13 protein-coding genes are annotated in these 13,320 nt (G+C 40.6%); 2 read left to right on the top strand and 11 right to left on the bottom strand.

What is annotated here, in order from left to right; genetic code table 11:
- Positions 1-196 precede the first annotated feature (196 nt).
- The gene (locus tag Q0502_RS17045) at positions 197-469 is read left to right on the top strand and encodes a leucine-rich repeat protein (RefSeq protein ID WP_298653477.1); all 273 of its coding nucleotides are present in this window, start codon (positions 197-199) and stop codon (positions 467-469) included.
- 18 nt (positions 470-487) lie between these two features.
- On the top strand, positions 488-1,198 hold the full coding sequence (locus tag Q0502_RS17040) for a right-handed parallel beta-helix repeat-containing protein (RefSeq protein ID WP_298653475.1): 711 nt from the start codon (positions 488-490) through the stop codon (positions 1,196-1,198).
- A 217-nt stretch (positions 1,199-1,415) separates the two neighbouring features.
- Here Q0502_RS17040 and Q0502_RS17035 read toward each other — a convergent pair whose 3' ends face one another.
- From Q0502_RS17035 to Q0502_RS16985, 11 genes are all read right to left on the bottom strand, one after another.
- Positions 1,416-2,438 (bottom strand): acyltransferase, encoded by a 1,023-nt coding sequence (locus Q0502_RS17035; RefSeq protein ID WP_298653472.1) that lies wholly within the window; start codon positions 2,436-2,438, stop codon positions 1,416-1,418.
- An 80-nt stretch (positions 2,439-2,518) separates the two neighbouring features.
- The gene (locus tag Q0502_RS17030; RefSeq protein ID WP_298653469.1) at positions 2,519-3,853 is read right to left on the bottom strand and encodes a UDP-glucose/GDP-mannose dehydrogenase family protein; all 1,335 of its coding nucleotides are present in this window, start codon (positions 3,851-3,853) and stop codon (positions 2,519-2,521) included.
- A 37-nt stretch (positions 3,854-3,890) separates the two neighbouring features.
- Entirely contained in the window at positions 3,891-5,042 is a 1,152-nt protein-coding gene (locus Q0502_RS17025) for a glycosyltransferase (protein ID WP_298653466.1), read from the bottom strand.
- Between the two features lie 9 nt (positions 5,043-5,051).
- A complete protein-coding gene (locus tag Q0502_RS17020) occupies positions 5,052-5,522 on the bottom strand; it encodes a GNAT family N-acetyltransferase (protein WP_298653463.1) in 471 nt (156 codons plus the stop codon).
- Between the two features lie 39 nt (positions 5,523-5,561).
- Positions 5,562-6,857 carry a DUF418 domain-containing protein gene (locus Q0502_RS17015; RefSeq protein ID WP_298653460.1) on the bottom strand — a complete coding sequence of 432 codons (1,296 nt, stop codon included), beginning with the start codon at positions 6,855-6,857 and terminating at the stop codon, positions 5,562-5,564.
- A complete protein-coding gene (locus tag Q0502_RS17010; protein ID WP_298653457.1) occupies positions 6,850-7,935 on the bottom strand; it encodes a GDP-L-fucose synthase in 1,086 nt (361 codons plus the stop codon). Before Q0502_RS17010 ends, Q0502_RS17015 begins: the two co-directional genes overlap by 8 nt.
- Positions 7,928-9,013 (bottom strand): GDP-mannose 4,6-dehydratase, encoded by a 1,086-nt coding sequence (gene gmd, locus Q0502_RS17005; RefSeq protein WP_298653454.1) that lies wholly within the window; start codon positions 9,011-9,013, stop codon positions 7,928-7,930. Before gmd ends, Q0502_RS17010 begins: the two co-directional genes overlap by 8 nt.
- 34 nt (positions 9,014-9,047) lie before the next feature.
- Positions 9,048-10,436 (bottom strand): exopolysaccharide biosynthesis polyprenyl glycosylphosphotransferase, encoded by a 1,389-nt coding sequence (locus tag Q0502_RS17000; protein ID WP_298653451.1) that lies wholly within the window; start codon positions 10,434-10,436, stop codon positions 9,048-9,050.
- A gap of 20 nt (positions 10,437-10,456) precedes the next feature.
- Positions 10,457-11,221, bottom strand: a complete 765-nt coding sequence (locus Q0502_RS16995) for a WecB/TagA/CpsF family glycosyltransferase (protein WP_298653448.1) — start codon at positions 11,219-11,221, stop codon at positions 10,457-10,459.
- Positions 11,222-11,279: 58 nt separating this feature from the next.
- Entirely contained in the window at positions 11,280-12,203 is a 924-nt protein-coding gene (locus Q0502_RS16990) for a hypothetical protein (protein WP_298653445.1), read from the bottom strand.
- Between the two features lie 8 nt (positions 12,204-12,211).
- On the bottom strand, positions 12,212-13,300 hold the full coding sequence (locus Q0502_RS16985) for a glycosyltransferase family 4 protein (RefSeq protein ID WP_298653442.1): 1,089 nt from the start codon (positions 13,298-13,300) through the stop codon (positions 12,212-12,214).
- Between the last annotated feature and the right edge of the window lie 20 nt (positions 13,301-13,320).

Below are 13,320 nucleotides of genomic sequence, written 5' to 3'. Positions count from 1 at the left end.
TTAATCTTCGGTCTGATGCCGTACACGCAAATTATTGTACATTCCCAGAATAAGCTAACAAGGACATAACGTAATAAATTAAATCAATATGAACGAATTAGGATATTAGATTCACAAGGATACCGGAGTTAAAACTACATTCGGACTTGATGCAAATTTTATAGAGAGTGGTGTATTTGGTATCCCCCCTTGGAAAATGGATGCTTCCGAGATTTATGTTCCTAAAGGAATTACTGCTATTGGAGCTACATCACTGAGTGGCGCAGCAAATTTAGTAACTCTTAATTTGCCATCAACTCTTACAGAAATAAGAGAAGCAGCCTTTAACGGGTGTACAGGACTAATTAATTTTTATATAAAAGCAATTCTTCCTCCCTCATTTGTCATGCCGGAATATATAGGAGGTTTTAGCACACAAGCTAAGGTTCCTGCTACAAGTTATAATGCATATAGAGCGGCTCCTACCTGATCATCTTTTATTGATAATATGTTTGTTTTTAATGACTTAATACCAGGATCACGGGTTCATAGCGGGGTTTGGTTTGGAATTCTTGTTGAGTCTTGTAAAGAACGCATTCGAATATTTAGTAATGATTTTCATAATATAAAGGGTAGTTTAGTAAATGTAAAAAAAGGAGGTCCAGTACAGTTTGCATATTGCACCGGAGGAGGATATAGGTGTCAGGATAATGCTATTGAACAAGTTAGAGACGAAAGTTCGATTATTGACCATATAAGTGCTTTCAACTCAATGTTCGATGCCAGTAACCCTTACATTGTTCGTAACAACTGGATTAGAGGAGGGGGGCCATCCCCATCTTCAGGGGGTATATTACTAGGAGATTATGGAGGGTCTAACATGATCATGGAAGATAATATATTAGTCAATCCCGGACAATATGGAATTGCTGTTGCAGGGGGTTCTAATATGGTTATGCGAAGGAATAAGGTTTACGGTGAGCAGTTACCGTGGTCTAATGTGGGAATAGTGGTAGTAAACTGGACTTGGCAGACTGACGGACCCTCTGAGAATATAACTGTTGCCCATAACAGAGTTAATTGGATTGGTAGTCATGGAGGTGATGCGCCATTTTGGGTATGGGAAGAGATGCAGTGGCCTATCGGATGGGATACCAATACTTTTCAAGATCCAACAATTACCCCTAATATTCTCCCTGCTGAAATAGTTGGAGTGTAATAATTCCAGTTGAAAACAGTCAATATCTAATTTACTGGCTAACTCACACCTGACGTTACTGACCAGTTTGGTATTCCTAATACCCCCGTCCGTACGGATAAAACCCATATGACCTACACCCGCAACCTGATCATCGTGTCGCTGACCCTGACCACAGTTCGACAAATTCATTCATAATTGATAACAAATTCTTTGAAAAAATTCGCGAAATTAGTCATCAATATACTTTCACGACTTCTTTCCAATCGTAGTCCCCTTCTTTGAATGTTTGAGCAAAAATTCGTGAAACACAACGCAAAATGTAAGCCGAGACAAGAATAATTGTAAATATTATCAAAATATTAACAGGGAAAATTCGATTCATTTTGTCAGTAAACAATACGGGTTGCACTAAATAAATTTCAAGGCACAAGCCGCCAATAGTTTTGATAACTGCGCCTGAATATTTGTTATTGTAAATTTGTGTCAGCAAATTACTATTGCAAATTTTATAAAAATAGAACATTATACCAATAAGAGGTATCAAGCTGATAACCTGAAAATTGGAAACAATTTCTATCTTTTTACCGAGAAAAAGCGGCACATAAAACAGCATAACACAAATTCCCAATTTTATCAAATCAGGCAGCAGTTTGTAATTCCATCGCTTTTTAGAAATGCCGAGCATCGCCCCCATCAACATAAACAGAAAATTATATACCCATTTAAAATAAGTCTCTCCTGTTATCCACTTTGCTTGGTCAAATGATCCATTTCCATTTAAAAAATTTCCTGAGATGACGTAATACGCATAAACAGCAATAACAACAACCGCGCTCAGCACGAAAACCAACGGCAATTTATTTATTGCAAATCTACGGACAAAATACAGCACTACATAATAAATCATAATGCACGAAACAAACCAACCGCCGCCGTGCAAAAGCACATCCACCATATTTCTTTCACTGCTGAAAATGGCTGCTGAAAGAATTGCCCACGCAAAAACAGTAGGATAAATGCGATTGATACGGCGTTTATACCAATTGTCAAAACGACCAAGCCGCCCCAAAAAGAGCGTAAAGCCTGAACAGAAAAAGAAAAGTCCGTTGCCGATAGAGCCACCTGTGGCAAGTTGTTCGAAAGGGGCTACGTAGAGCATGTCCATATGCGAATTTGTAATCAAAATCGCAGCGATAAATTTGAGAATGTCAATGCTTGCATTTCTCGGCCGTTGATTTGTAAGTAAATTTGTTGTCATAAAACTCTGTTATCGTATGAAAATGTCTTTTAGATATAACCGCTATGTCGAGCCTCTCAGGAGGCACGGAGGAAATGATTTTAAGGTGATGGCACGGGTATGTATCCTATCCCACTATAGGTAAAACCGTGGGATGCCAATTCTTCTTTATTGTAAATATTACGGCCGTCAATCACCAAATTATCATGCATGCTCTCTTTTAACCTATTCCAGTCGGGCAGCCGAAACTCCTTCCACTCGGTGGGGATAATGATCGCATGTACTCCCTGTACTGCATCGTATATATCGGTAGCATAATAAATTTTATTCTTCAGATATTTACGGGCCTCACTCATTGCAGCGGGATCATAAACTCTTACTGTCACACCGGCCTCCAGCAGACTCTCGATAAGTGTGAGTGAAGGGGCTTCGCGCATGTCGTCAGTTTCAGGTTTAAAAGATAACCCCCATACAGCTACGGTCTTATTCTCTATATCACCCTTAAAAAAACGGTTGAATTTTTCAAAAAGAATATTTTTCTGAGTATTATTAACGGCTTCTACGGCTTTTAATAATTTCATCTCGTATCCAAAAATTTCTCCCACTTTTATAAAGGCTCGGATATCTTTCGGGAAACAACTTCCGCCGTAACCACATCCGGGATAGAGAAAACTGCGACCAATACGAGAATCACTCCCTATTCCGCGGCGTACCATATTTACATCTGCTCCGACTAATTCACAAAGATTTGCCACATCATTCATAAAACTGATCCGGGTAGCAAGCATAGCATTCGAAGCATATTTCGTCATCTCGGATGATAATATATCCATGAATATCACCCGGAAATTGTTCAGAAGAAACGGACGATAAAGACGTGTCATTAACTCTTTTGCTCTTTCAGATTCCACCCCTACCACCACCCGGTCGGGACTCATAAAATCATTGACTGCTGCACCTTCTTTCAGAAATTCGGGATTGGAAGCCACATCAAACTCCATATCCCGCATTTCACGTTTATCAAGCCGGTTTCTCACCAGCTCTCTTATGCGAAATGAAGTGCCCACGGGAACAGTACTTTTAGTGACAATCAGCAGTGGTTTTGTCATGTTATCGCCAATATTCTCTGCGACAGTCATCACATAAGAAAGATCGGCTGTCCCCATTTCATCGGAGGGGGTACCGACGGCGATAAAAACTATTTCCATATCGTTTATCACCGATGCCAGGTCTGCGGTAAAATGTAAACGATTGGCTTCAGTGTTACGAAGAACAATGTTTTTTAATCCCGGCTCGTAGATAGGGATAATACCCTGTTTCAGATCTTCAATTTTTTGAGTGTTAATATCCACGCAGGTCACATCCACCCCCATTTCTGCAAAACACGCCCCTGAAACAAGTCCTACATACCCTGTCCCTATAATTGCTATTTTCATCTTATTTGTTGTATTTAATTATGGAATAAGTCTTTTTTCATAATTCGGGTTTTTCTCCGGAAATCAATCGGTTAAAAACTGTTAGCTGATAATGAGGATTATAATACGTATCAATTATTTCATATGATTTTTTTCTCATTAACTCCCTATCCATATTATTCAGCCAGTCCTTGATCTTAATTTTTAAATCGCTCAGATCGTTTTCTTTAAAGAAGAACCCATTATATCCATGTTGTATCGCTTCGGCTTCCGGCATTTGGTTAACCATATTATCGTGTGTGCACACAGGGGTTCCAAAACTCAGTGAATGGATTGCAGTTAACCCTACATTTCCGGGGGATACACACAAATCGGACATTGAAAGATACTTGCCGATTATCTCTTCGTCATAACATGCGCCTGTAAAATGCAACCATTTATTTTTTAATCCCGCTTTTCCATGGTCTTCCAAATTCTTTTTTTCCGGTCCATCTCCCATTATCACAAGATTAACTTTAGGGGCTTCATTGTTTATCTGATTAATAGCTTGCAAAAGCATATCCAATTTTTTCCCTTTGGTCAACCTTCCAATAAAAATTACTATAGGTAGAGACGGATCATTCAGGAAAGGAAAGACATCTGCTTTTCTCAAGTCTCGGAATTTTTGATGCAACAACTTATGGGCATCGTAGTCCAATGAGTTGAAAACAATATATAAATTATTCGGAGAGAATCCCTGTTGAATCATTAATTTTTTGGCTCTTCTTTCGTAAAGCAAATGTTCATGCCCAAGCCGGAAAAAAGTTTTTTTTAACATTAGTTTCACCCCTCTTTCATTTCCATACAATCCATGTCCCCAGAACGAAACCTTAATTCCGCGTATCCGGCAAATTATTACAGCTATCCAGGTAGATAGGCGAGACATTTCACCCAAAAAAACAGCACGATCGAATTTACCTTTACAACATTCACTTACAATCCCTTTCTGCCATAATAGAGCCTTTCCTTTCCACCAATAATTCTTTATTTCGTGTAATTGATCTCTATACGATGAAAATTCTTCCTTTTCAAAATCAATTGTCTTAACACCCACTTTAGAATTATCACCGTAAAAGAAATGTACATCCCAATCAGGATTATTAAGTAAAACAGTCCAAAGAGGTGACCTATAATGGGGCGCTATATTTGTGAAAAAATTTATAGTTATCATAAGAACATGTTATAGATAGAGTCTCATCCTTATAGTTTTCTCGTCGATATCTTTTTCTTTTTCAAAACCTAACCTACGGTTTAATTTATAAGAATTGATATTTTCTTTAAGCACGATAGCGTAGAGTGATTCCAGTTTTATAGATTTGGCGTAATTAACCATGTATTCCAATCCCTGAACGCCCACAGTTTTACCCCAATACTCTTTATCCCCGATATATCCAAACACCTCGCCTTCTTTCTCTGTTAAATTCTTAATACCCATGGCCCCGATAGGTTTGTCTACATGCCACATCGACCAAATCAAATAATCTTTCCTGGTTTTTAAACCTTCAAACCATTTCTCCTGTGACTCCCTGTCAAAATTGGCGGTAGAGGTCAATTCTCTGATTTGAGGATCAGTCAACCATTCTCTCGACTTTTCCAACACCTCGCGTGAGTAATCCCTGAATTCAACATCAATAATTTTTCTGTATTCCATACATCTTTTGCTTAAGTTAGTTCTTTAATATATAATTGATTATTCCATGACAACTTCCACCTTTTGTGGCTTCCGTTTTCTTCTAAACGGTTGCCCTTTCAGGTAGGTACCCGAACGCCAGACCCATTCAAGCGGGCCGTACAGAAATCGTTTCATCCAGTACTCACTAATGATAACCTGCAATGTATAAATTATCAGTCCCAGAGCAAAAAGTTCCGCGGCTCCCTTGTTACCGAAGACCGAACCAAATCCCCATGCCGAAAAAAGAATGGCGCCAATTACATTTTGCATCTCATAATTTGTAAGCCCCATACGGCCATACGGCGTAAGCAGGTTCAGGTATTTTCTGACACTACCGATTTGATAAAGAGTGATAAATCCCATTACCAACGTACCGGATAAGGTGATTGTGCTGAGGTTGTTCAAAGTGGAGATCACCAATGCGATGAGCGGCACTTCTCCTTCTTCCATTCTTGTTTTAAGTAAATCAATCGACTCTTTTGGCATCAATTTGACTGTCAGTAAAATTATGAAGGAGGTCAACAGAAATACAGCAAATAGCACGATATTTCTTTTTTTTCTGATATGTACTTGCTCAAAAAAACGAAGTCGCCCTACAATAAATCCCATGATAAATAATGCAAGAATCAAATATCCGGTATTACTATATCTGAATTGAAATTTCAATTTATCAAAAGTCTTAACGGTCAGATTTTCTTTTACCGATTGCAAGAATGTTACACTCTCGAAAGTGTTATCATCAGCGGGTTGTCCCGACACAACCGGGATATCTGCCACAGTCAATTGTCCGGATATGGCAGGGAGAGCATTTGCGGCCGGTTGCTCATCGATTGTATTGTCGAATTTTATATTGTCGAAACCAATTAAAAACAAGTTTGGAATTCCTATTAACAGCAAGCAGACAATGAGCATCAAAGCCCAATTTCTTAACGGGAACAGAAAGACCAGCACAATTCCGAAAACCGCGTAAATTGTAAGTATATCAAGATAGGTAAAACTCGTCCCGATCAGACCGATTACAAAGAGCAGCAACATTCGCCACAAAAAACGACCGCGAAAATCAATGCCTTTTTTGGAGGCTCTTTCCATTTGAATGTAAAAACTGAGTCCAAAAAGGAAAGAGAAGATACTAATAAATTTTCCCCTGATCATTTTGCCAGTAAACCACTGAATAGTTATATCCCACACAGAAGGGGACGATTCATCCAACATACTGGCGGAAGTATAACCAAAATGATCCAGCATGTGCATAAGAATTACTCCTAACAAAGCAAATCCTCTTAAAGCGTCTATAACCGTTATCCTTTTATCCATTTTCTTCCTGATCTTCGAGATACCAATTGTACATCCGACGAATTCCCTCTTCAAGTTCTACCCTGTATTGCCACCCCAGCGACCTTAATTTAGAAACATCGGTAAGTTTTCTCATTGTACCGTCGGGTTTCGACGGATTGAATTTAATTTTTCCGGTATATCCCACAATATCGGCTGTAAGCAAAGCCAAATTTTTTATACTGATCTCTTTACCCGTCCCGATATTAATATGACAGTTGCGGACTTCCTCCTTTCCCCTCTTCAGGTCGCTGAAATTGACATTCTCCATGATAAAGACACAAGCATCCGCCAGATCCTCGCTCCACAGAAACTCTCTCTTGGGCCTGCCTGTACCCCACAGTTCAAGATGATTGGAGAATATCCCGAATTTATTCAGGGTAAAAACAAAATTATCCATAGTACTTTGTCCACCTATTTCGTTCAGGGATCTTCGCCTGAGGTCTTTTCGTATACCGCTCCAATTATTCTCCCTCAAACATTTGGCCAGATGCATTCTACGTATTAATGCAGGAAGCACATGGCTTTTTTCCAGATCAAAATTATCATTCGGCCCGTACAAATTGGTAGGCATTACGGCAATATAATTGGTGCCATATTGGATATTAAAACTTTCACACATTTTAAGCCCGGCAATTTTGGCGATTGCATAAGGCTCATTGGTATATTCAAGCGGTGACGTCAGAAGATCTTCCTCACTTATAGGCTGTGGAGCCTCTTTCGGATAAATACAACTGCTCCCCAGGAATAAAAGTTTCCTGATCTTGTGCCGGAAACTCTCCCCGATCACATTATTCTGTATTTGAAGATTACGATAGATGAAATCCGCCCGGTATGTATTATTCGCGATAATTCCCCCCACATAAGCTGCCGCCAAGATCACATATTCAGGTTTTTCTTCGTCAAAAAAATCTTTCACGGCTTGACTATCCAATAAATCCAATTCATCATGAGAGCGGCCAATAAGATTGGTGTACCCCCGTGATTGAAGATTTTTCCAAATGGCGGATCCTACCAGACCATTGTGTCCGGCGACATAGATTTTACTGTTCTCATTCATTGTCGATCGCATCTTTAATTCTTAGCTTTTTCACAAATTTCATATCATGCCTCACCATCAATCTGACCAGTTCTTCGAATGAGGTTTTGCGGGGATTCCATCCCAGCAATGTTCTGGCTTTGGTTGGATCACCCAAAAGTTGTTCTACTTCGGCCGGACGGAAATATTTGGGATCCACCTCTACCAGCACCCTTCCGGTAACTGTATCTACCCCTTTTTCATCCACACCCTCACCTTCCCAACGCAGATTGATACCGGCTTCAGCAAACGCATATGTACAAAATTCACGTACTGTGTGCATCTCGCCGGTAGCGACCACAAAGTCTTCGGGAGTTTCGTGCTGGAGCATCAGCCACATACATTCCACGTAATCTTTGGCATAGCCCCAATCCCTGGACGCGTTCAGATTACCGAGGTACAGTTTATCCTGTTCGTTTTGGGCGATACGGGCCACGGCAATAGTTATTTTTCTGGTAACGAACGTCTCGCCCCTGCGTTCGCTTTCATGATTGAAAAGGATACCGTTCACTGCAAACATATTGTAGGACTCTCTGTAATTTTTCGTGATCCAGTAACCATACAACTTTGCCACTCCATACGGGCTCCGGGGATAAAAGGGAGTGGTCTCTCTCTGAGGCACTTCCTGCACCAAACCAAAAAGTTCGGAAGTAGACGCCTGGTATATCCTGGTTTTCTGTTCCAGACCGAGAATACGTACTGCCTCCAACAGACGGAGCGTACCCACGGCGTCGGTCTCTGCCGTGTATTCAGGTACGTCGAAACTTACTTTTACGTGACTCTGGGCGGCCAGATTGTAAATTTCATCGGGCTTTACGGCTTGGATGATACGGATCAGGGAACTGGAATCGGTCATATCGGCATAGTGAAGATTGATAAGCCTGTCCCTATGCATATCCCTCACCCATTCATCGAAATAGAGATGCTCAATACGGGCGGTATTGAACGATGAAGAACGGCGCATTATCCCATGCACTTCATAGCCTTTTTCTATTAATAATTCGGCCAGAAACGACCCGTCCTGTCCCGTAATACCTGTTATCAGCGCTACTTTTGTCATATTTTTTCGAATTAATTAGTTATTGTATCAGGATTTATCCGGCATTTTTATAGGCATTATTGCCGAAAAGTGTCAGGAAAATTATTTTGATATCCCATAAAAAGTTCCATTTTTCTAGGTATTCCATATCGTACTCCACCCTTTTTTTCATTTTCCAAAGTTCGTCGGTCAGCCCTCTTAATCCGTTTACCTGAGCCCAGCCGGTAATCCCCGGTTTGACAAAATGTCGGACTTTGTAATGCCGTATCAGTTCTGAATATTGTTCGGTATGTTTCAACATGTGCGGGCGGGGGCCCACTACCGACATGTTGCCGAGAAGTACGTTAATGAATTGCGGCAATTCGTCAATGTTACTGCGTCTAAGAAAGTTACCTATTGAAGTGATTCTTGAATCGTTTACTTGTGCCTGTTTACTGTCGGATTCATTGTTTACTGTCATCGTTCTGAACTTAAGGCAGTTAAAAGTCTTATTATTAATTCCTGTCCTTTGCTGCTTAAAAAATACGGGGCCTTTTGAATTCAGTTTGATCAATATACTTATAACAGGAAATAACCAACTGAATATAAAAATAATAACGGCAGCAGAGAAGAAGATATCAAAAATCCGCTTTTCAACACGCAAAGTCAGATTATCCAACGGGATCTCCTGAGGGTTGAACATTTCGAAAAAATGGGCCGATTTTATTTTTTTTCCCATATGATTATGACTGTTCCAAAACCCTTTCATAAGGATATACCGTACCCGCACCCCTGTTTCATTAGACAGGGATAGTAGTTTTTTGGTATTCTCTTTAGTGAAATATTTAGGATCAGTTACAAAAAGCATATTTAATTTGAATCTTTCCGACAGAGAGCTCAACTCATTCAATTCCCCCAGTGTGGCGAAGTCAGATTGATATTCTTTATTTGAAAGATACCCTACCAGTTTGAATCCCAGAGACGGATTATCATTTAACAACTTACCCAGTACCAAGCCTGAGTTCCCTACTCCCAGGATGGCTACCCTCTGGTGTGCATAGCCGTTTATATACCGGTACTGCTGGAACTTGTAAATAAAATAAAAAACAACCACCTTCACCACGAAGAAGAAACCCGTGTATTCTACCAAAAATCCCTTGTGATATCCTTTAGGGAGAAAAATCTCCGCCAGAAGGAAGAGGGTGGCCAGAAGGATGATAAATCGTACACTGAAAGCCTTTACCCTTTCGGTGTATTTATCCGTAAAAAAGTAATTTCTATTTGAGTAGATGATATACGCGAATAGTTCAGCAATATTGGCATGCAGAATATAGAGATTCCTTCCCGGCAGATCCACGTAGTTATACATCGGACTATTGTAATATACCATGTAAACCGATATATTTAAAAGCAATAAATCGAAAAGAAGAAAGAAGAATCTTACTCCCGAATGATCTGTATTCATATGCTGTGATTATACAAAAATTAATTCTGTTCCGGTTTTACCGTTTTCGATTGCAAAGTGACAAGCCGGGGTCCTTTACCGAAACTCCGGAATTTTTCCTTCAAAATCTCCGACACAAACAGGGTATTCCCTATCAGATACCGCCTCCACATGCGCCGTGGTTCACGTACCAGCCGGTAAAACCATTCCATACCGGCAGTGATCATCCACGCAGGCGCACGTTGGACCGTTCCGGCATAAAAATCAAATACGGCTCCTATACAACAGATATGGACTGCTCTCAATAGATCGAAGTGTTCAAAAGCCCATTTTTCCTGCTTCGGGGCGGTCATCCCCACAAAAAGTACGTCTGGCTCCACCACATTTACCGCATCGATCATGGCCCGGTTCTCCTCTTCCGTGAATTCCGGTTTGTACGGGGGAGAGTAATGATATATCTGCAGGCCGGGGAATTCTCTCTTAGCTCTTTCTTCGATCAGATCCAAAGTAGTTTCCGAGCTACCGAGGAAAAAACATTTGCCTCCTTTTTGGTGTACCCGTTGCATCTCGTAATGGAACAGATCGTCACCGGCTATCTTCCTTATTTTCTTCCCTTGCAGCAACCGCACGGCCAACACCACGCTGATCCCGTCGGGTAGTAACATATCGCTGGCCCGAAGCGCCTCACGGAAAATAGAATCTTTTTTAACCGTATTAAACGAATGCGCATTCAGTGTGGCGATCAATTTTTTTGAAGGGGGTACTTCCTGTAAAGACCCATTGAACAGTTCAAATTCCTGTAACATACCACTGTGATTTTTAAAAACATTAAAACATACTGCTAACAACACTTATACCATCCCGTTAAGGGATCCATGAAAAGGTATACCGGAGCGATGTGAAACAATTGTGGAGTTCTTTAAAGCGGATCAGACCTGTATTCGGTTCGCCGTCTAAGCTGGAAGTACCCAGGTCGATATAATCGAACCCCATTGCTTTATAATGCTCATAGCAATTCTTGTACAAATAGTTCATAGTGCCCAAATTCCTTTTTTCCATATCGTCTCCCAGAAAAATACCTGTCACGATTTTCTGGTGGCCGCGATAAAATACTGATGCTGCGATGCCATTCCCGTCACTATCCCTTATCAGGAAAAAATCTACCGGCATAACACGACTCACATCCAATATATCATCCAGGGTCATGTGTATTTTACGTCCCTGTTCCTCACGGTTCCGGAAAATCACCGCATAGGCGTCTTCCATCGATTTCCTGTCCGTCACCAATGAGCAGGTAAGGCCATATTTCACTGCTTTCCGGCAATTTTGCCCTACCATACTCTTGATCCATGTACCGTCAAAATTTTTCAGATCAGCCCAATTGGTGATATCCGGGGTGGCCATGGTAAATCCAAGCCTGATAAACGCGTTCACCAATTTTGCATTCATATTGGTCTGGTACGGGTCAGGGGGTAATGTGATACATACCTGCTTCAATCCTTCTCTCTCAATGTAATTTTTCATCTCCGTAAGAAAATCGGATACAATATTATAGAACAGATGTTCATGCGAGTAATGAAACCCGCCAAACGGGGCTGAAAAAGGAGATTTAGCGAAACCCTTATTTATTCCCAGAATCAATCCCATGGAAGATTCATCATCATTCATCAAGCGAACAACTCTCTCACATTTGTTTTCTACCAAACCGATGAAGGGTTCCGTAATAAACAAATGAGGATCGTTTGTAAAATGTTTCCTGTACACCTCTTTTGATACTTCTACAAGCATTTTTTTATTTATTTATTTAATTTGAGAACATCCTGTAATATATAAAGTAATCTTTGCTCGAAAATAGGGAGAGTGAAATTCTTCTCATATTTTATTCTGCCGTTTATTCCCATCTGCTTACGCAGCACCGGATTGGAGAGTAAAAATTCAAGCTTTTCGGATAATGCTTCTGCATCATCATAGCTGGGAAGCAGGAAACCGGTACTTCCCTCATCCACCATATCGGGCATTCCCCCTTCATAAGTGGATATCACAGGTAAACTGTGCTGCATGGCTTCTAAAATCACTAACGGAAAACAATCGCAGTACGAAGGCAGCGCGAAAACATCGGCCTGCTCAAAAGCCATCTCTTTCAACCGGCCATACCGCTTCCCAAGATATTTCACCTGCTCCTCCAAACCTTTCTCCTGCACAAACGCGTTGAATTGCGTTTCACTTACATCACCTTCCCCGCCAACGAATTCACACTGAAAAGAATATCCTTTGTCTTTCAGTATCGAACAGGCTTCTATCAATACGAATACACCTTTTTCCTCTATAAGGTTCGAGAAAAAAAGGATATTAAAAGGCCTGTTCTCCGGCAGGGTAAGAAAGGATGCGTTAGGTTGATAATCTTTAATGCCGTTCGGACAATAATAGACATGACCCTGCGGCACGTATTCTTCTATATCGTAATAGAGATATTTGGAAAGTAGGATCACATGCGTATTTCGGAAAACAAACCGGTAAAGAACATGATTTATCTTTCTCTTTCTTGCTTGTATTATTCCCCTATTATGAATATGATAAATGATCTTTACCCGAAAAAGGCGCAACAGGGCTATCAGCAGCACATCTTTATAGAATCCTGCTCCGGTGGTGGTCAGGGCGTAATAGCAGAGATCGGGTTTACGATGCATTAATTTCCCTAACAGATGCAACCAGATCATTACAAAACGGACTATCTTCTTCGGATTGGTTTTGCCGCTTTCGTTTACCTTTCGCGACAGGATGAGGTTGATATATCGCCCGCAAAACGAATTGTTGATAATATCGCTCTCTTTCACCAGTTCCCCTACTATGGACGAACCATGCACCGGTGGAGGCAAATGGAGCATAAAAAGAATATTTTTCCGTG

The sequence above is a fragment of the uncultured Proteiniphilum sp. genome (assembly GCF_937873925.1).
GTDB lineage: Bacteria > Bacteroidota > Bacteroidia > Bacteroidales > Dysgonomonadaceae > Proteiniphilum.
Note: the sequence above shows the minus strand (reverse complement) of the source record. Positions and strands in the feature narration are given on the sequence as shown.